The following is a 20,188-nucleotide window of genomic DNA, read 5'->3' on the forward strand; positions in this document are numbered from 1 at the left end:
CCGCGCTCTTCTTCGTCTCGCGCCGCGCTTCGTCCCTTCATGTTTACGTCCCTCGCCCCGCGCTGGCGTCTGGTGCTGCTCCTGGCGATGGCCGCAGCGCTGAACTACGCGGATCGCGCGGCGTTCTCGAGCGTGCTGCCGCCGTTGCGCGCGGAACTGGGCTTGTCGGACACGGCGCTCGGTCTGATGGGTTCGCTCTTCCTGTGGAGCTACGCGTTGGCGTCGCCAGTGGCCGGCATCCTGGCGGACCGCTATTCCCGTCGCATGCTTGTCCTCGTGAGCCTGGCCGCGTGGAGCGCCGTCACGCTGGCGACCGGCGCGGCCGGCGGCGTGTTGTCGCTCGCGTTGTTGCGCATCGGACTCGGTGTCGCCGAGAGCCTGTACCTCCCGGCGGCCACGGCGCTGCTGGCGGACCACCATGACACCACCACGCGCGGTCGCGCGATGGGCCTGCACTCGATCGGATTGAATTGCGGCGTCGTCGTGGGCGGGGCGTTTGCCGGCTACTCCGCGCAACACTTCGGCTGGCGCACCGGCTTCGTCGTGCTCGGGCTGGCGGGCATCCTGCTCGCGGTGCTGGCGCGTAACGGAATCGTGGATGCGGTAAAACCCGCCGGTGCGATCCACGCCGCGCGCCCGACGGCCGGGGCCGCGCTGCGCTACCTGATGCGCGTGCGCTCGTTCTATGTGCTGCTCCTGAAAACGATGCTCGCGGGCTTCACGATCTGGATTTTTCTCAGCTGGCTGCCGCTGTATTTCAACGAGGCGTTCCACATGACGCTCGGTGCCGCGGGCTTTGCGGGGACGTTCATGCTGCAGATTTCCACCATGCTGGGCATCGCGGGTGGCGGCTGGATCTCGGACCGCGTCGCGCGGCGCAGCCCGCGGGGCCGGATGCTGGTGCTCGGCTTGAGCTACGTCTGCGCAGCGCCATTCCTGTTGATCTTTCTGCAGCGCCCGGGATTTGCCGCGGTGATTTTTGCCGTGTCGGCGTTTTCCTTCCTGCGCGGCCTGGGTGAGGCGAGTGAGAAACCCGCGTTGTGCGACGTTGTCCCCGCGTGCTTTCGCTCGACGGCCCTGGGCTTGATGAACACCTGCGCGACCGCGGCCGGCGGCGTGGGCGTTTTACTCGCCGGCATTCTCAAGCGCGGCTGGGGCCTGGAGTCGGTTTTCGCCGGCAGCGCCGCGATCTTCATTTTCGCGGGCGTGTGGCTGTTCATCGGTTATCGTTCGTTCATGGCGGGTGATATCGCGCGAGCGCGTGCGTTCGAGGCGCAGCCGGCCTGACGCGCCGATCGCCGCATCGATGCCGGCTCATTCCGGGTGGCCGTTCGCGTCCGCTGCGCCTTTGACAACGCCTCCCGCTGTGCTGCGCTCGGCGGGCATGCTGATCATCGCGCATCGCGGCGCTTCGCACGACGCCCCGGAAAACACGCTCGCGGCGGTGCGCCTCGCGTGGGCCCAGGGCGCGGACGCCCTTGAGATCGATGTCCATCTGACGCGCGACGGCCGTCTCGCTGTCATCCACGATCCGGATACGCGACGCACGGCCGGCGTTGAACGCGTGGTGGCCGCGACGTCGCTCGCAGAACTGCAGACGCTCGACGTCGGAAGCTGGAAAGGCGCGACGTTTGCCGGCGAACGCATCCCGGCGCTCGAGGACGTGCTCGCACTCGTGCCAGCGGGCAAACGCGTCTTCGTCGAGATCAAGGGCGGGCCCGGCGTGGCGGACGAACTGCGGCGGTGCGTCGAGGCAGCGCTGAAAACGAAAACGCTGCAGCCGGCGCAGGTGGCGATCATCGCGTTCGACCTCGCGGCCGCGCGGGCGGCGAAGCAGGTGTTGCCCGCGTTGGAGGTCTGCTGGCTTGCCGATTCCGGTGCCGAAGCGCCGCGACCGACGCTGGCCGCGCTGGTGGAGACGGCGCTCGCGGCCGGCTTGGACGGCATCGATGTCGACGCGGGGTGGACGCTCACTCGTGCAAGCGTGGCTGCTGCGCGTGCGGCCGGCTGCGCCGTGTATGTGTGGACGGTCGACGACGTGACCGCGGCGCGACACCTGAAGTCGGCGGGCGTCGATGGCCTCACCACCAACCGCCCCGGGTGGTTGCGGGCGCAGCTCGCGGGCGCCGGACGGGAGCGGCCCGCTTGAGCTAACGTGGCTACGAGCGCCAGCGAGTGGCCGATCACCACTCGCTGGCGCTCGTAGCCACGGCTGAAGTCCAAACGCCGCGGGCGATTGGGGTTACGGCTCGCAGACGATGTCGACGATCTGCAGCTCCCGGGTGCCGCGAGGCGTTTTCAAGGTCACGGTCTCGCCGCGGCGCGCGTTTTGCAGCGCGCGGGCGAGGGGCGAAAGCCAGCTGACCCAGTTGCGGTCGAGATCGATTTCGTCGACGCCGACGATGTAGTTTCTGGCTCCGGGCGGCAACGCGGACACCACCGGCGGCAGGTCCGGCAGGGAGGGAAAATCGGATTCGCGCACAAAGGCCCGGCTCATGCGAAAATCATAATCGGATTCGCTGACTTCACAAATGCCGGCAAAGCCCCCATGCCTGCGCGATGTCATCGTCGTTTTCCGGCTCGTTCCGTTTCTTCCGCGTCGCCGGCATCCAGGTGTATGTGCACTGGTCGTGGTTCATCATCGCGTGGATCGAGATTTCCGCGCGCCGGGCTTTTTACGCTTCGCCGGTCTGGAACGTGGCCGAGTACCTGGCGCTCTTTCTCATCGTGTTGATGCATGAGTTTGGCCACGCGCTTGCGTGCCGGCAGACCGGAGGGCAGGCGAACGAGATTGTGCTGTGGCCGCTCGGTGGCGTGGCGTTTGTGCAGCCTCCGGTGCGGCCGGGCGCGGAGTTGTGGAGCATAGCGGCCGGACCGCTGGTGAACGTCGTGCTCGTGCCCGTGCTCTTCGGCGCGGTGTGGCTGTGTCGCACGCAGGGTTGGCTCGCGGCCGAACCGGATTTGCGCCAGTTCCTGTCCGATCTGATCAAGATCAACCTGCTGCTGCTCGCGTTCAACCTCCTGCCGATTTATCCGCTCGATGGCGGGCAGATTCTGCGGTCGCTGCTCTGGTTCGCGGTCGGTCGCGCGCGCAGCCTGCAGATTGCATCGATCATCGGGTTCATCGGCGTGGCCGGGTTTGTGGCGTTCGCGGTGTGGCAACAGTCGATCTGGATGGGCATCATGGCGCTCTTCGCCGGCCAGCGCTGCCTCGTCGGCTACCGTTCGGCGCAGGGTTTGCTCGCGCTCGAAAAACTCCCGCGGCACCCCGGCTACGCGTGTCCCTCGTGTCAGCAGGCGCCGCCCGGCGGTCCCCTCTGGCGGTGTACCGCCTGCGGCAACGCCTTCGATGCGTTCTCGACCGGGTCGGTGTGCCCGCACTGCCAGACGACGCTGCCCCAGATCACGTGCGTGCACTGCGGGACGCAGAGCCCGATTGCCGCCTGGGACAGGAATCCGTCGCGACGCCGGACGGGCCCGTCATCGGTCATCGATATCTGAAGCGGGGCGACTGCGCGCAGCGATGGGTGCTGTTCAGCGCGGCCTGCACCGAAAGTGCGGGAGAATGTGCTGTCACTCGGTGGCGGACTTCGCATTTTGACCTGAAATCCCTTCCCCCATGCCATCTTCGTTCCTCTCCACCCGCCTCGGACTGCTGCTCTCTGCCTGCGCGCTGATCGTTGTTCCGTTGACGGCCCGCGCCGGCGTGGGTGTGGGCGCGAAGCCCCTGCCCGGAGCCGAGGTGTTGATCGACGGCACGCGCGCCACGCTCGACGAGAAATGGACGTACTGGCAGGGCCCGCGCTTCGCCTCGGCGCTGCCGATCAAGTGGAAGCTGGTCGAGGATCCGGTGGACAAGGGCACGGTGCTGATGACCGATGATCCGGCGGCGGGCCTCGGGAAGTATGGCACGGCGGACATCGTCACGAAGAAGGCCTACCGTGATTTCCGGCTGCACATCGAATTCATGGTGATGAAGGAGGGCGGCAACAGCGGCGTGTATTTGCAGAACCGTTACGAGATCCAGATTCAGGACGGCGATGCGACGAAGCACGGCATGGGTTCGGTGATCAATGAAACGGAGTCGCCGTACTTCCTCTACAAGGGTCTGCGGCAGTGGAATTCCTACGACATCCAGTTTCGCGCTGCGCGCTTCAAGGACGGGAAGCTGGTGGAAAAGGCGCGGGTGACGATGTTCTTCAACGGCGTGAAGATTCACGCCAACCAGGAGATCAACCAGGTGTGGGGTGGCGCGAATTCCGGCCTCGACGGCGGCAACGACGGCGGCCGGGGCATCACCGACGTCCCCGGCGGGCTGAAACTGCAGTGCGAAGGCCACGACGTGCGGTTCCGCAATGCGTGGATCAAGGAGCTGGTACTCGACCGGCCGCAGACGACGTTTGCGCGGGAAAACTGAGGCCGCAGCGTGGGCAACGGGAGCGTCACCGGGCGTCGCTTGCCATTCTCGACGCGTTTCTTGGCCGATGCGGGTCCGGCCGGCGGTTCACGATTGCCCGGAGCGGAGTGATGCGGGACGACTTTTTGCGATGAGGTCTGGTTGCTCCAGTCCAGGGCGGCTGCGCCGGCTGTTTGCGGCCGGGTTGGCGGCGTGGAGTCTCGGCGCGACCGCCGGTGCGCAGGTGGCGCCCAAGCCCGCGGTTGAGACCACGACGGCGGTTGTCACGCCTGCACCGGGAACGGCCGACGATCCGATCCGGCTGGAACCCGTCGACGTAAAGGCGCGGGCGGAAAACGACGGCGTCGATGTGACCGGCATGGGTTCGTACGAGCATCAGCTGAAGGATTCGCCGTTTTCGAACGACATGATCTCGGCCGACGCCATCGAGGACGATCCAGCGGCGATGGAGATCGCCGTCGAGCTGGGCATCGTCGCGACGCCCACTGCGGCCGTGGATCTGGCGACGGGCGACAGCCGCGTCGGTCTCCGTGGTTTTCCCACGCCGCTGCTGAGCAACGGCTTCGTCCGCATGGGCGGCATCGACGTTCTGAATACGGCGCGCACCATCGTCATCCAGGGCGCGCTTGTGCCGGTGCTGGGTCGCGGCGCGCCGGGCGGTATCCAGGATTTCTGGACCAACCGGCCGCGGGCCGCGACGAGCCGGCGCTTTGATTACTCGATCTCGTCGCTCGAGCGGCAGTCGGCCGCGATGGAGCTCAATGGCGTGACCGTGGCGAAGCGCGCCTGGCACCGCGTGGCGATGGATTGGTCGCGCAAGACCGGGCCGGAGACCTTCGCCGCGAGCGAGACGCGCTCGTTCAACGGGGCGATGACGTGGAAACACAGCCCGGCTGCGAGCACGCTCTTCTCGCTCGATTACCTGCAGACGCATGCGACCGCTGCGCCCGGCATTCCGGAGTACCGCGTGGCGCCCGGCCAGCGGATCGTCGGTCCGTACCTGCCGATCGCCGGCTTCAACGCCCTCGGCCCGGAAGCGGGCGTCCGCCGCCGCAGCACGGTGGCGATGGTCATGCTCGATGCGCAGCCGCATCCGAAAGTGGCGTTGCGGGCGGGCGTGGAGGCGTGGTGGCGCCGCATTGAACAGGATCGTTTCACCACCGGCCTGTTGAATCTCACGACCGCGCGCTTTGAAGGCACGCGCGAGCCGTTGCACAGCGAGCAGCCGGATCGCGCCCGGGTCGCCCGCGCCGAGCTGACCGGCCGCTTCGCCGCGTTCGGCGGTGAACACAAGCTGCTGCTCGCAGCGAGCCACACCATCGGCGACTACCTCCGCGAGGAGCGGGCGCTGCCCGTGGCGGTGCGCAACGCCCTGCCGGCGACCGTGCGCATCTTCAATCCGGCCGCACCGGACTATTCGCGGCCGGCGTACAGCGCCGGCGCCTACAATCGCGTGCTCACCGACCGGCAGGAGCACACGCGCTACACCGCGATTGAGTTGAGCGAGCGGGTGGGACTGGCGCAGGGCCGGACCGTGCTGACCGCGGGCGTGCGGCAGGATCTGGTCGGGTTGAAGCTCTTTGATCGCCGGGTGGGCGTGGCGCCGGCGTTGGCGCGCGTCAATGACACCGCGGGCGAACTCACGTATCACGCGGGCGTCAACTACCAGGCGCGCCCGAGCCGGCTGCTGCTGTTTGCCACCACCAGCTCGGCGTTCAATCCGTCCACCCGCGTCGATGCGCGCACCGGACGTATTCAAGGCAATGAGACGACGGGGGGCCACGAGGGCGGCTTCAAGGCGCGGTTTGTCGATCGTCGCCTGGAGTTCACGACGTCGGTTTTCACCTTTGCGAACCAGGACATCTCGCGCCGCAATCCGCTCTACGGCGACCCGGTGCAGGACGCGAATCACACCCAGCCGCAGCTCGTCGCCGCGGGTGAGGAACGTTACACCGGCGGAAAAATCGAAGGCAGCTGGAAGCCCTCGGTGCCGATCACGCTGTCGGTGCGCGGCACGTACGTGCGTGCGATCACGACGGCGTCACCCGACCTGCCCGAGGAAGTGGGCCGGGAGCTGACGCGTTTCCCGCCCTACAACGCGAGTGTGGCGGGCAGCTACAGTTTCGGCAAAGGCCGTTACCAGGGCCTCTCGATCAGTTCGAGCTGGGTCTACATCTCCGATTTCGTTTCGAACTACGAAGACCGGCAGCGGTACCGGCTCGATTTTCCCGGCTACAGCCTGACCACGCTCAGTGCGAGTTACTCGCGGCGGATCGGGAAGTACACGCACAGCGTGGGCGGCGTCGTGCGCAACGTGTTCGACACCGATCTGCTGCGCAAACTGGCGCGCCTCGGTGCGGGGCGCGAGTTGGCGGCCAGCTATCGGTTGATGTACTAGCACCGGGTCGATTACCTCGCGGATTGGGACGGCGGTGCTGCGCCGCCAGGGTCTCGGCGGGACTTGGAACCGGGGAGGCCTATTCGATCCACCCGCCGACCGCCTGCAGCGGAGCAAGATCGCCGTGGGGCGTGACCCATGCGGCCAGAGCCTGCCGCGTTGGGGCGAGGTCCGTCCTCGCGGGCAGCCTGACTTCGCCCGTAACGCCGCCCGTCACATCCTGACGGGTGTGCAGGGCCACGGTGTCGATTTGCAGGACGACGAACTCGTGGTGCAACTCGCGGCCGGCGTTTTCACCGCTCCGTACCGCAGTGACGATGCCGCCGCCGAGCAGAGCCACGGTCACCTCCAACTTCCGTTGCGCCCGCGCGTCGTTCCCGGGCGAAAAAACGACCGTCCCCGTCCGCGTCACGGCGTCCCAGGAGAGGGTCAGGATGCCGGCGTCGGTGACGGCGGGCGTGCCGCCCGCGGGGCGGGTGCCATCCGGTCGCCATTCGGCGCCGTTGCGGACGAAGCCCGGAGTGTAGACCGAAGCGGCACCCCAGGTCGCGGCGTATCGGCGCTGGCGGGCGGTGAAAGCCTTCGAGGCCAGCGCGTCGCGCCAGCCCAGATGATCCCAGTAGTTGACGTGAAACGCCACCGGCACGAATTCGCGCCACAGCCCGGCGTCGGATCGCAGGGCGCCCAGCCAACGCTCGGCCGGCGGACAACTGCTGCAACCCTCGCTGGTGAAGAGTTCAACGAGTGCGACCGCGGCCGGTCCACTGCGCAGGATGTGTGGGTCGGCGGACACGTCCGACGTCACGCCGGCGAGCACGAGGCCAAGGAGGCCGGGAAGAAGTCGCATGGCAATGGGAGACCGCAGCCGTGAGTTTCTTCCCGGGCGTAACGCCTTGGCGTCCCAGTCGTCTCGCTGGCGCATCCGGTCGCGCCTCGTGCCCTGATGCTTTTTTCCGCCGAAATCTTTGACGTATCCCGTCAGTTACTTGAGCTTTTTTCCTCCGTTTAACCCCTGCTGTTTATCCTCCGCTCCGCCGAGCTCTCCCGTGTCGTCTCACGCCCTTTTCCCGAATTCCTTTCGTTCCACCGCGGCTGTGCTGACGAGCCTCGCGTTTACTATGCTGGCGGCGTGTAACCGCACCCCGCCACCTGCCGCGGCACCGGCGGCCGGCGTTCCGGCTGCGACCAAGTCCGCCCCACCGGCGGCACCAGGCACGAGTCCGGCCACCGCGGCGGTTCCGCCGGCACCCGGTGCGCGCCGCGCGGCCGAGGCGGAGAAGGAAAAGGCCCGCCAGTCGGCCGCCGAGATGGTGCCGGTGGAGACTGCGCTCGTGAGCCGCGGACCGATTTCGGCGTTTCTCGCGTTCAATTCCACCCTCGAGACCGAGGCGATGGTCGACATTTATCCGCAGACCACCGGGCAGGTCGAAACGTTGCTTGTCGAGGAAGGCCGGATTGTGAACGAAGGCGATCCGCTGCTGAAGATCGAAGACCGCGAATTGCGCGTCGATGCGGACGAAAGCACCGCCAACTACGATCAGTTGAAGAAAAATTTCGCCCGCTCCGAGGATTTGTACTCGCGCAAGTTGATCAACAAGCAGGATTTTGAAACCCAGGCCTACCAGCTGGAGCAGGCGCGACTCCGGCTCGAGCGGGCTCGCATCCGCCTCGCCTATGCGACGGTGCGCGCGCCGTTTTCCGGCATCATCTCGTCGCGCGAAACCCAGGTGGGCGCGCGCGTGACCAGCGGCTCCAAGCTGTTTTCGATGGTGAAGCTCGATGAGATCGTCGCCCGGGTCTTCGTGCCCGGCCGTTATCTTCCCATCGTAGCGGAAAAGCAGCCCGCGGTGGTGACGTCTGAGTTCCTGCCCAACCGGATCTTCAAGGGCTGGGTCAAGCGGATCAGTCCGGTGATCGACCCCAAGAGCGGCACGTTCAAGGTCACCGTCGGCGTCACCGGCGAGAAGCCGACCGATTTGCCGCCCGGGCTATTTGTCAACGTGCGAGTAATCACCGACACGCGGTCCGATGCCGTGCTGATCCCGAAGCGCGCGGTCGTCTATGAAGGCGGCGAACGCTATGTCTTCACCATCGTCAACGACCGGGCGGTGAAGCGAAAACTGCCGGCGGGTTATGAGGATCCGCAGAACATCGAGGCCCTGTCCGGTTTCGAGGTGGGCACACCGGTGGTGGTTCTCGGCCAAAGTGGTCTGAAAGACGGTTCGCTCGTCCGCTCCGTCAACGCTCCGGCGATTGTCCCTGCGGCCGAAGCGGCCGTGGCACCCGTGCCGACGCCGGCCGGCGAGGCGAAACCTCCCGTCAAATCGTGAACCGCGTGATCGTGCGCCCCCTTTCCCGCCGGTTCCCCGGGTCACGTTCGCCCCAGCCTGAGATCGCCGCATGAGCACGCGTCCCCGGTTTCGTCTCGACGACTCGCACTTCGCCCTCGTGGTCCGGCGGCCGGTCGCGATCCTGATGGTCACGCTGGCGGTGGGCGTGTTCGGCTTTGTTTCCTACCAGCGGCTGGCGCTGACGCTCATGCCGAACATGAGCTATCCAACGCTCACGGTGCGCACGGTTTATCCGGGCACCGCGCCCGAGGACATGGAAAATGTCGTGGCGCGGCCGCTGGAGCAGCAGCTCGGCATCATCCCGAAACTGGTTTCGATCAGCTCCATCTCCAAAGCCTCGCAGTGCGATGTGCTGCTCGAGTTCCAGTGGAAGACCGACATGGATCTGGTCGCGCAGGAAGTCCGCGAGAAGATCGATCGCATCCGGCTGCCGGACGGCGCGCAGCGTCCGTTGCTGCTGCACTACGATCCGTCGCTCGATCCCATCCTGCGCGTGGGTCTCGCCGGGCCCCAGTCGCTGTATGAACTCCGCCACCTCGCCGACCATGAGGTGAAGCGGAAGATCGAGTCGCTCCCGGGCGTGGCCGCCATCCAGATCAAGGGCGGACTCGAGGAGCAGTTCCTGGTCGCGCTCGAGGAGAGCAAACTCTCCACGCTCAAGCTCGACATCACGCAGATCGCGACGCGGCTGCAGCAGGGCAACGTGAACCTCTCCGGCGGCAACCTGCGCGAAGGTCAGACCGAGTATCTCATCCGCACCTTGAACGAGTTCCGCTCGGTCGAGGAGATCGGGCAGCTGATCGTGGGCCGGCAGAACAACGTCGACATCCGTCTGCGCGACATCGCGACCATCACGCGCTTCCACGAAGACCGCCAGGTCCTGACGCGCGTGAACGGGCAGGAGAGCGTCGAAATCGAGGTGTTCAAGGAGGCCGACGCCAACGTGCTGGTCGTCGCCGCCACGGTGAAGGAGGCGCTGTTCGGCAGCGCGGAGCAGCAGGCCTATGTCGAGAACCTGAAGAACCCGGCGGCCGTCACGGCGCCCGTTCCGGGGGTCAAGGGCAAGGCCAAGGCGGGAGCGCCACCGTCCGCGAAGCGCAAGCAGGGTCCGCTCGATCTCGCCGCCGCGGCGCGGAGCCAGGCGCAGCAGGTCATCGATCGCCGCCGGCTGACGGATTTTCTCGCGTATCAGCTTCCGCCTGGCGCGACGCTGCAGCTGCTCTCGGATCAATCGGTGTTCATCAAAAATTCGATCGACGAAGTGAAGGACAACGCGATCTTCGGCGGCCTGATCGCGATCGTCGTGCTCTACCTTTTCCTGCGCAATGTCACGCAGACGGTCATCGTCAGCCTCTGCATTCCCATTTCGATCCTCGCCACGTTCGCGCCGATGCACATGTCGGGCATCACGCTGAACATCATTTCGCTCGGCGGTCTCGCGCTGGGCGTCGGCAATCTGGTGGACAACGCGATCGTCGTGCTCGAGAGCGTGTATCGCTGTCGCGAGGAGGGTGACGATGCGGTGACCGCCGTCGTGCGCGGCACGAGCGAGGTGGCGATGCCGGTCGTGGCTTCGACGCTGACGACCGTGGCCGTGTTTTTCCCAATCGTGTTTGTCGAGGGCGTTGCCGGTCAGATGTTCGGCGACATGGCGCTCGCCGTCGTGTTTTCGCAGATCGCCTCGCTGATCGCGGCGCTCTACCTGATTCCGATGCTCGCGTCCCTCGCGGCCGGCGGTGCGGCGGGTCTGGCCGGACCGGAAGGCACGACCACGCCGTGGCGGGAAAGTGGATACCTGCGTTTTCCGCCTTCCCCGCAGCATGGCACCGCGCGCTTCGCCCATCCGTGGCGACTGGGCGTGATCGTTCTCGGGCGGCTTGGATTCGGTCTCGCGGTGAGCGTCGCAGCCATCGTGAAGGGACTGCTGGTCCTGACGGCCGTCGCGCTTTGGCCGGTGATTTTCCCGCTCAGCTCCGTGCTCTTTCCGCGGCCGCATCCGGCGACGGCCGGCCGCTGGGCCCGGCTGCAGCAGTGGGCCGCCGGGGATCGGCTGGGCCCGGTGCAGGGCGGTCGCGTCTGGCCGCGGCTGCTGGCGTTCGCCGCGCCCGGCCATTTCGCGGGCAGCGCCGGCAGGATCGTGACTTGGTTCCTGGCTCGTCCCCGCGGTTGGATGCCGTTGCGCCTGGTGCCGGCCGCGTTGGGCCTGGCTTTCCAGGCTGGACGTTTCGTGGTGGAGGTGGCGTTTCGCGTCGTCGGCACCGTGCTGCAGGCGCTCATTCTCATGGCGGCTCAGGCTGCCATCGGCGTCTTTCGCGCTTCTGTGCTCATGCTCTCGCCGGGAACATCGGCGGGCCTGCATTGGTTTGAGCGCGCGAATGCCTGGCTGCAGAACAACTATCCGCCGCTGCTCCACGCGGCGTTGCGGAACCGGCTGGCGGTGCTCGGCGGGTCGTTTGCCGCCGTGGTCATCAGCGCCGTACTCGTGCTGCCCCGCGTGGGCAGCGATCTGATTCCTCAGGTGCACCAGGGCGAATTCAACCTCGATATCGTGCTGCCGATCGGCACGCCGCTCGAGAAAACCGGGGAAGTGGCGGCCCGCGTCGACCAGGTGGTGCTCCGGCAGACGGAAGTCGCCCGCACTTCGCTGACGGTCGGAGCCGAGGAAGGCGCGAGTACGTCGATCGAAGCGGGCGAGCATACGGCGAAGCTGACCGTGCGCATGAAGCCGGATCTTACGGCGGCGGATGAAATCGCCCTCATCGATCGGATCCGGGCGGAGTTTCTCCACACGCCTGACATGAAGATGGAGGTCTCGTATCCGTCGCTTTTCAGTTTCAAGAGTCCCATTGAAGTGGAGGTGCGCGGGCACGAGCTCACGACGCTCAAGCGGATGGCGCGGGAGGCCGAGTCGGTGCTCTCGACCGCGGTGCCCGGTTTGGTCGACATCCGTTCGAGCCTTCAGTCCGGCCATCCGGAAATCCAGGTGATCTACAACCGCGACCGGCTCGCCGAGCTCAACCTCAGCCTGCGCAACGTCGCCGACCTCGTGCGCAACAAGGTCCAGGGGCGCGTGGCCACGGAATTCCGGCAGGACGACCAGCTGATCGACATCGTGGTGCGACTGCGGGAGGAAGATCGTTTCGGTCTCGAGGAACTCCGCCGGCTCATCGTCAACCCGAACGGCGTCGTCCCCGTCACGCTCGATTCCGTCGCCACGCTCACCATCAACGAGGGCCCGAGCGAGATCCGCCGCGTCGACCAGCAGCGCACCGCGCTCATCACGGGAAATATCCGCGGCAGCGACTTGTCCACGGTGTCACGTGACATTGTGACTGCGATGGAGACGATCACGTTTCCGCCCGGGTTCTCCTACGCCCTCGCGGGGCAGAATCAGGAGATGAAGACGTCGCTCAACAGCCTGCTGCTGGCCTTCGGCCTCGCCGTGTTTCTCGTGTACATCGTGATGGCGAGCCAGTTCGAGTCCCTCGTGCAGCCGTTGCTGATCATGACGACGGTGCCCCTCGCCATGATCGGCGTCGTGCTCGTGCTGTGGCTCGCGGCGATCCCCGTCACCATCATGGTGTACCTCGGCCTCATCCTGCTCGTCGGCATCGTCGTGAACAACGCCATCGTGCTCATCGACTACATCAACACGCTGCGCGGACGCGGCGTCGCGAAGGTCGAGGCGATTGTCGAGGCCGGCCGCGCCCGGTTGCGCCCGATTCTGATGACGGCGCTGACGACCATCGTGGGCCTGATTCCGATGGCGCTCGGCATCGGCGAAGGTGCGGAAATCCGCGCGCCCATGGCGATCACGGTCATCGTGGGCCTTTCAACCGCGACGTTGCTCACGCTCGTCGTGATTCCGACCCTCTACTATCAGTTCACGTCGAACCGGCCGGTGGTCATTCCCGGTTCGGGCACCGTGGCCGGCGAGCCCCAGCCGGAACCGTTCGCCAAATGAGAGCCGAGGCCGCCTTCCCCGTAAGCTGATGCCCCGCGAGCCGTTCACGACCGCGATTCCGCGCTTCTCCGTCACCCGGCCGGTGACGGTGCTGATGATCCTGCTCGCGATCATCGTGGTCGGCTACATCGCGTACACGCGAGTGCCGCTCGCGCTGTATCCCGAGGGTCACGAAAGCACCCAGCTGCACGTCAGCGTCCAGTATCCGAATGCCTCGCCGCGTGACATCGAGGAAAAGATCACGCGCAAAATTGAGGACATCATCGGCACGGTGCCGGATGTGAAACGCGTCTCGAGTTACGCGAGCACCGGCTATTCGTACACGCGGGTCGAGTTTCACACGGGCACCAACCTCCGCTCCGCCTATGCGGCACTCAGTGACCGGCTGGATCGCGTGAAGCCGTTGCTGCCGGACGACGTCGATCGCATCTACATCCGGCGCTACGATCAGTCCAACGAGCCGATGATGAACCTCGTGGCGCAGCTGCCACGGGACATGGACGATGCGGCGTACCGGCTGGAGAATTTCGTCAAGCCCGCGCTGCAGCGCATCGATGGCGTGGGCAATGTCGATATCTGGGGCGTGCAGTCGCGCGAGATCACGGTGGAACTGCTCGACGAGCGGTTGCGCAGCCATCGCATCGACGTCACGGCGATGACGAACGCATTGCGCAGCCAGAACCTCGCGCTGTCCGGCGGCTATGTGTACGAAGCCGGGCGCAAGATCTACGTGCGGTCCCTCGGACGCTTCAGCTCGGTCGAGCAGATCGGCTCGCTGATCATCGATCCGGTCCGCGGCCTGCGGCTGGCGGATGTGGCCAACGTCTCCCTGCGCCTCCCCCGGCGCGAATGGGTCTACCGGGTGGACCGCCAGCCCGCGATTGGGCTCCAAATCACCCGCGAGTCGAGCGGCAACATCGACCGCATCAGCCGCGAGGTGCGCGACACCTTGAAGGAGCTGAAGACGATGCCGCAGCTGGCCGGGATGAATTTCGAGATCTTCTACGACCAGGGCAAGGAGGTGCGGGACGCGATCGATCAACTCAAGGAGGCGGGGCTGTTCGGCGGCATCTTCGCCGCGCTCGTCATCTATACGTTTCTTCGGGCGCCCCGCATGACGGGCATCCTCACGATGGCGATTCCGCTGTCGCTGCTGTGCACCGTCATCGTGCTTTTCTTCATGGGCTGGTCGCTGAACATGGCGACGATGATGGGCCTGCTGCTCGCGGTGGGCATGGTCGTGGACAACGCGATCGTGATTGTGGAAAACATCTATCGTCTTCGCCAGGAGGGGGAGGAGGCCGGGGTCGCCTCCATCCGCGGTGCCGGCGAAGTCGGGCTCGCGGTCATCATGTCGACCTGCACGAGCATCGTGGTGTTTCTCCCGCTCATCCTGATGGGCCGGGCGCAGGACTTCTCGTTCTGGATGTATCGCATCGGCATCCCGGTGATCGTGTCGCTGGTGGCGTCGCTCTTCATCGCGCTGGTGTTCGTGCCGCTGGCGGCGCAACGGTTTTCGCGCCGCCGTCACCACGGTGAGTTGCGCGTGATCAGGTGGCTGCGCGAGACGTATTGCCGCGCGCTGCACTGGGTGCTCACCCATCGGCTGGATGCCTCCATCGTCGTCATCGCCGCGGTGGCCACGATGTGGTACCCGTACAACAACCTGCCCCGGGCCGGTGGTGGCGGCATGGGTGGCGGCAGCAGCGCCAGCTCGATGTACCTCTACTTCGATCTGCCCAGTGGCAACACGCTCGAACAGACGGATGAGTTCTTCACCAGCGCCGAGGAGTTTCTCAAGGTCCACTCCAAGCTCTACAACCTCCAGCGATTCGAGACTCGTTTCCGGAACAACAACGGTCGCATCCAGCTGCGGCTGCAGGATAACGCCAACTCCGCGTGGTATGTGGCGGCGTGGGAATCGCTGCTGCTCAAGCTCGATCTCGCCAAGCCGCCGATGGACCGGCTCGGCATCGAGGCGCACTTCCGCGACAATTTTCCGATTCCCCCGGGCGTCGTCTCGCGCTCCATCCAGCGCAACACCGGCGCCAACCAGGACTCGTTTCTCTCCTTCACGCTCTATGGCGAGGATACGACGACGCTGATTGGCCTGGCTGAGGAAGCGGTGCGTCGTTTGCGCTCCATCCCGGGCCTGCTTTCGGTCGACACCGACATGGAACGCGGCGGACAGGAGCTGCAGATCGTCCTGGATCGCGATCGCACCCGCCGCCTGGGCATCAATCCGCAGGCGGTTTCCAGCACGATCAGCCAGACGATGCGCGGCCTCGAGCTCGGGCGGATGCCGGTGCCGGACGGACGCGAGATGCGAATTTACGCTCAACTCGGCGAGGCCGACCGCACCGGTCTCGATGATGTGCGCAGCATGACCTTTCTCACCGACAGCGGCGTTGAGGTGCCGCTCGAGGCGATTTCGAATCTGAACGTCTCCAAGGCGATGTCGCAGATTCAACGCGAGGCGCGGCAGACGATCATGCGGATCACGGCGCGGGCGCCCCGACAGGATTCGCGCACGCTCTTTGCGGCGATCGACAAGGCGATGGAGGGTTTCGACATGCCGCGCGGCTACCGCTTCGACAAGGGCGGGTACTTCACGCAAAACGACGAGGCGCAGCAGGCGATGATGTTCGCGCTCGGCCTCGCCGTGGTCTTCGTGTTTCTCCTGATGGGGCTGCTGTTCGAATCGTTCGTGCTGCCGCTGGCCGTCCTGATCGCGGTGCCGTTCTCGATGCTTGGCGTGTACTGGATGCTCTATCTGACGACGACGCCGTTGGACATGATGGCCAAGATTGGCGTCGTGATCCTGGTCGGTGTCGTCGTGAACAACGCGATCGTGCTCGTCGACATGGCCAATCGGCTCCGCGCCGAGGGCAAGCCCCGCTTCCAGGCGTTGATGGAAGCCGGCCGCCACCGCTTCCGGCCGATCATGATGACCACGCTCACGACTGTGACGGGCATGATCCCGATGGCGGTCGGCAATTCGAAGGTCATCGGCATGCCGTACGCCCCGCTCGGGCGCACCATGATCGGCGGGTTGATCATGTCGACGGTGCTCACCCTCGTGGTGGTGCCGCTGTTTTATACGCTGCTCGACGATTTGCGCGAACACGCGGCGCGCGTGTGGCGATCGGCCTTCGGCCGGCGCGATGAGCCCGCGCCAGGCGCGGGTGCGGCCGCGGGCGTTGGTCGCGCGAATCGCGTGGACTGATCCGGCGTCACGCTGCGCCCCGTCGCGGTCAATTCGCAGGTTGACGCGTCGCACGCCGCCGCCCGAGCTTGGCGACTCCTTTCTCCATGATCCGCGTTTTCGTCTCCGGCTGTTACGACATCCTGCACGCGGGCCACGTGCAGTTCTTCCGCGAGGCGCGCGCGCTCGGCGATCACCTGACCGTGTGTTTTGCGTCCAATGACGTCCTGTGGCTGCACAAGCAGCGGCGCAGCTCGCTGCCCGACGAGCACAAGCGGGCGTTGATTGCGGCGCTGGCCACGGTTGACGAGGTCGTGATCGGCCAGGGACATGACGAGGGCATCGATTTCAAGGAGCACTTCCTCCGAGTGAGGCCGGACATCCTCGCCGTCACCGACGACGACAAGTACGGCCCGCTCAAGCGCGCGCTCTGCGCCGAAGTCGGCGCACGTTATGTGGTGATGCCAAAGACGCCGCCGCAGTTCCCGCCGATCTCGACCACGCAGATCGTGAAGTTCATCCGCGCGCCCGAAGTCGCGCCATTGCGCGTCGATTTCGGCGGCGGCTGGCTCGATGTGCCGCGGCTGGCGCGCGATGGCGCGTATATCGTCAACTGCGCGATCTCGCCGACGGTGTCGTTGCGCGAGTGGCCGTATGAACGGAACGCCGGCCTCGGCGGATCCGGCGCGTGGGCGCTGCTCAATGGTCGCGACGGCGTGGGCTCCGAGCTCGATCTCGGCGTGGGCTGGCAGGATCCCGCGGTCATTGCGGAAACCGGACTCTGTGTCTGGCGCAGCGGCCAGCGTCCGGTGCTCGAGGTGAAGACCAGCGGGGATTTCCTGCGCGGCCGTCTGGCGTTATACTGGACGGGCGTTTCTCACGACACGCCCGGGATCGTGGCCGGTGCGCGCGACTACGACGCGATTGCGCGAGCGGGCGCGACCGCCCGCGACGCCGTGTGGTCGAATAGCCTCACGGGCATCGCCGAGGCGGTCCGACAGTCGTACGCGGTGCAGCGGGCGGAAGGCATGGCGGCGCTGCCGGCGGAGATCCCCGGGATGCTGGCCGCGAAATATTGCGGCGGTGGTTTCGGTGGCTACGCGGCGTACGTGTTCGCTGAGCCGGCCGCGCGCGACGCCGCGTGCGCGCAAGCGGGCTTCCGGCCGATCGAGCCTTTTGTCGCGACGCGATAGGATGCCGGGTGACGGTGGCAGGATGTCAGTGCCGCCGCCGGTAAGTGAGGGTGGAGTTGATCAGGGGTTGTGGCTACGAGCGCCCGCGAGTGGCCGACGAGTGACGGACGACGGGACGACGGGAAGACGCGCCACTCGCGGGTGCTCGTAGCCACCAACGATGCTTTCGCGGACGTGAGTCCGCTCCGCTTACGCCCGTGGCTGCGGGAGCAGAGGACGCCTCACACCTGTTCCGGAATCACGTACGGCGGGCGCTGCGTTTCCTTGAGGAGGAAGCGAGCGCGGGCGAGCGCGGTGTCGTCGGGCGTATCCAGACTGGTGATGCCGTCGCCGATGGCGTCGAGATTGAGCCACGGGCCGAGGCGGAACGGCTGCTTCGCCACGTCGATGCCGTGCACGCCGAGATGCGTCTGCAGTTCGCGGTGGATTTCGCTGGCGGCGAGAAACGCGCCGAGCGTCTCGTCGATCCTCGCCGTGGCGGCGGGCGCGCCGACGCGGTAGGAGATGTTGCCGAAATGGCAGAGCGACGCGGAAATGTGGCCCGTCTCCACCGGCGCGGCGAGGTCCTGCTTGCGACGCGAGCGCACGGCGTCGAAGAAGTTCTTCACGTGCGTGCCGCCGCCGTCGCCCGCGAATTTCTTGATCACCTTGCCGCTCGGATCGTACGCGGTGCCGCCGATGAGGCCGGAGAAGTATCCGCCTTCGCAATGCGCGACGACGCCGGTGCGCATGCCGCCGTGTTGATCCATGTACGAGACGCCGGGCTTGGCCGGGAGCGCGCGGTGCTCGAAGAGCAGCGGAATTTCCGGGTAGTCGTAGACCGCCACGTGCGTGTTCGGCGTCTGCGCGACGTCGTCGATGCCGTAGCGGTTGCCGAAGCTGACGATGCGGCGCGGGGCGGCGTTGTGCTTCGCGATGCGGAGCGCGATGTCGAGGACGTGCACGCCGTTGTTGCCGAGCTCACCGTTGCCGGTGTCCCACTCCCAGTGCCAGTCGTAGTGGAGATTATTGCGCTCGAGCGGGCGCATCGGGGTCGGGCCGCAGAAGACATCGTAATTCAGCCCCTCGGGATACCACGGCAGCTTGCGGCCGATGGAGAGCCGCAGGTTGTAGACGATGGCGCGGATGTGTTTGATTTTTCCGAGCTGGCCTTCGTGCAGGTAACGAATCGCGTCGGCGAGGCCGGTCTCGGAGCGATAGTGCGTCCCCACTTGTACAATACGGTTATACTTCGCAGCGGCCTCGATCATCTTGCGGCCTTCCCAGACCGTGCGCGACATCGGCTTCTCGACGTAGACGTCCTTGCCGGCCTGGCAGGCCCAGACCGTGAGCAGCGCGTGCCAGTGGTTGCTCGTGACGATCATCACCGCGTCGATGTCGGCGCGGCCGATGAGCTCGCGGGCGTCGGTGGTCTTGAACGGTGCGGGCTGGTTGGCCGGCATCGTGGCGGCGGCGCGCTCGAGCACGCGCGGGTCGACGTCGCACAAACCGGCGACGCGCACGCCCGGCATCTTGAGCAGATTCTTGAGATGCGCGGAGCCCTTGCCGTTGAGGCCGATCAGTCCGAGCCGCACCGTGTCGTTGGCGCCGGCGGCGCTTGCGTGCGCCGAGGGCTGAAACGCGCGGCTGGCGGCGAGCGTGGCACCGGCGGCGAGCGTGGTTTTTTGGAGAAACGTGCGGCGCGTGAGGGAGTTCATGGAACGGTGAAGCGAGAGGCGGAGTGTGGCGGTTCGGCGGTGGAAAGGGAAGGGCGGCGAGTGAAGTTAGCGCTGCGGACGGTGATGGTCATTCGGGTCGAACCAAGGTGCGACCGGGGGCGGTCGCGGTCCCAAGGGGCGATCGTTGTTCACGGGGTCAGATCGCGTTCGGAGGGGGCGGCGAGTGCGGTGGTGCGCCAGTTGAAGACGATGGTCAGCACGCGAAACGTGAAGGTCACGACGATCGCGATGACGGCGGCGAGCGTGGCGTCGAGGTCCAGCTGCACGCTGAGAAACACAAACGTCACCGCGCCGGCCACTGCCGTGAGCACATAGAACTGGCCGGGCCGGAACACGAGCGGCTCTTGCCGCGTGAGGATGTCGCGCAGCAATCCGCCGCCGGCGGCGTTGATGACGCCGATGAGAATGGCCGCGGGCACGGCGAGGCCGAACTGCAGGGATTTTTGCGTGCCGAACGCGGCGTAGGCGCCGAGGCCGACGGCGTCGATCAACGCGATGACGCGATGGAAACGTTTCACGTGCCGGCCGAAAAGCGCGCTGACACCCGTGGCCACGACGACGACCAGCAGGTAGCGTCCGTCGGTGAGCAGCGGCGTCGGCTCCTTGCCCGGGAGAAAAATGCCGTCGCGGATCAGGCCGCCGCCGATGCTCGAGACGAGTGCGAGCACGAAGACGCCCACGATGTCGTACCCGCGATTCAGGCCCGCGAGCGCGCCGGTGACGGCGAAGGCAAACGTGGCCGCCAGGTCGAACCAGACTGGCAGCTGGAAGGCATCGGGCGACATCGGCGCCGGCAGCGTCGGACGGGTGCGCTGATTCCTCAAGGAAACACGGTGTGTGCGAGCGCGAGGGGACAGGTGGCTACGGGCGTGAGCGAGTGGGCGTGGAAGCCGTCGTAGTTTTTTTGCCCGCTGGCGAAAGGCCACTCGCTCACGCTCGTAG

Annotated in this window: 13 protein-coding genes; 9 read left to right on the plus strand and 4 right to left on the minus strand. The window is 66.4% G+C overall.

The features are described 5' to 3' along the window. Positions 1-39 precede the first annotated feature (39 nt). Positions 40-1,287, plus strand: coding sequence for an MFS transporter (locus tag ACLJEU_RS00545; protein ID WP_414662556.1), 1,248 nt, complete (start codon positions 40-42; stop codon positions 1,285-1,287). Between the two features lie 61 nt (positions 1,288-1,348). After that, entirely contained in the window at positions 1,349-2,149 is an 801-nt protein-coding gene (locus ACLJEU_RS00550; RefSeq protein ID WP_414662557.1) for a glycerophosphodiester phosphodiesterase family protein, read from the plus strand. Between the two features lie 93 nt (positions 2,150-2,242). On the opposite strand, the gene ACLJEU_RS00555 is transcribed toward ACLJEU_RS00550, so the two are convergent. Next, positions 2,243-2,497, minus strand: coding sequence for a GreA/GreB family elongation factor (locus tag ACLJEU_RS00555; RefSeq protein WP_414662558.1), 255 nt, complete (start codon positions 2,495-2,497; stop codon positions 2,243-2,245). Between the two features lie 62 nt (positions 2,498-2,559). On the opposite strand from ACLJEU_RS00555, the gene ACLJEU_RS00560 reads away from it, so the two are divergent. The 3 genes from ACLJEU_RS00560 (at position 2,560) to ACLJEU_RS00570 (ending at position 6,815) form a co-directional block, all read left to right on the plus strand. Next, on the plus strand, positions 2,560-3,501 hold the full coding sequence (locus tag ACLJEU_RS00560; protein WP_414662559.1) for a M50 family metallopeptidase: 942 nt from the start codon (positions 2,560-2,562) through the stop codon (positions 3,499-3,501). 118 nt (positions 3,502-3,619) lie between these two features. Further along, on the plus strand, positions 3,620-4,417 hold the full coding sequence (locus ACLJEU_RS00565; protein ID WP_414662560.1) for a 3-keto-disaccharide hydrolase: 798 nt from the start codon (positions 3,620-3,622) through the stop codon (positions 4,415-4,417). Positions 4,418-4,547: 130 nt separating this feature from the next. Then, complete coding sequence (locus tag ACLJEU_RS00570; protein ID WP_414662561.1) at positions 4,548-6,815, plus strand: TonB-dependent receptor domain-containing protein; 2,268 nt, start codon at positions 4,548-4,550, stop codon at positions 6,813-6,815. A gap of 79 nt (positions 6,816-6,894) precedes the next feature. Here the strand turns inward: ACLJEU_RS00570 and ACLJEU_RS00575 are convergent, their stop codons facing one another. Beyond that, the gene (locus ACLJEU_RS00575; RefSeq protein WP_414662562.1) at positions 6,895-7,662 is read right to left on the minus strand and encodes a DUF1223 domain-containing protein; all 768 of its coding nucleotides are present in this window, start codon (positions 7,660-7,662) and stop codon (positions 6,895-6,897) included. Between the two features lie 199 nt (positions 7,663-7,861). Between ACLJEU_RS00575 and ACLJEU_RS00580 the strand changes: the two genes are divergently transcribed. The 4 genes from ACLJEU_RS00580 to ACLJEU_RS00595 all read left to right on the plus strand — a co-directional run bounded on the left by ACLJEU_RS00580 (position 7,862) and on the right by ACLJEU_RS00595 (position 17,528). Next, positions 7,862-9,145: an efflux RND transporter periplasmic adaptor subunit gene (locus ACLJEU_RS00580; RefSeq protein WP_414662563.1), complete on the plus strand. Its 1,284-nt coding sequence runs from the start codon at positions 7,862-7,864 to the stop codon at positions 9,143-9,145. 70 nt (positions 9,146-9,215) lie between these two features. Further along, on the plus strand, positions 9,216-13,130 hold the full coding sequence (locus tag ACLJEU_RS00585) for an efflux RND transporter permease subunit (protein ID WP_414662564.1): 3,915 nt from the start codon (positions 9,216-9,218) through the stop codon (positions 13,128-13,130). A 28-nt stretch (positions 13,131-13,158) separates the two neighbouring features. Further along, complete coding sequence (locus ACLJEU_RS00590; RefSeq protein WP_414662565.1) at positions 13,159-16,356, plus strand: efflux RND transporter permease subunit; 3,198 nt, start codon at positions 13,159-13,161, stop codon at positions 16,354-16,356. An 86-nt stretch (positions 16,357-16,442) separates the two neighbouring features. Beyond that, the gene (locus ACLJEU_RS00595) at positions 16,443-17,528 is read left to right on the plus strand and encodes an adenylyltransferase/cytidyltransferase family protein (protein WP_414662566.1); all 1,086 of its coding nucleotides are present in this window, start codon (positions 16,443-16,445) and stop codon (positions 17,526-17,528) included. Between the two features lie 221 nt (positions 17,529-17,749). On the opposite strand, the gene ACLJEU_RS00600 is transcribed toward ACLJEU_RS00595, so the two are convergent. Together ACLJEU_RS00600 and ACLJEU_RS00605 are read right to left on the minus strand one after the other, a co-directional pair. After that, the gene (locus tag ACLJEU_RS00600) at positions 17,750-19,225 is read right to left on the minus strand and encodes a Gfo/Idh/MocA family protein (RefSeq protein ID WP_414662567.1); all 1,476 of its coding nucleotides are present in this window, start codon (positions 19,223-19,225) and stop codon (positions 17,750-17,752) included. A gap of 149 nt (positions 19,226-19,374) precedes the next feature. Beyond that, positions 19,375-20,070 carry a trimeric intracellular cation channel family protein gene (locus tag ACLJEU_RS00605; protein ID WP_414662568.1) on the minus strand — a complete coding sequence of 232 codons (696 nt, stop codon included), beginning with the start codon at positions 20,068-20,070 and terminating at the stop codon, positions 19,375-19,377. Positions 20,071-20,188: the final 118 nt, after the last annotated feature.

The sequence above is a fragment of the Terrisphaera buseokensis genome (genome assembly GCF_047521145.2).
Lineage (GTDB): Bacteria > Verrucomicrobiota > Verrucomicrobiia > Opitutales > Opitutaceae > ER46.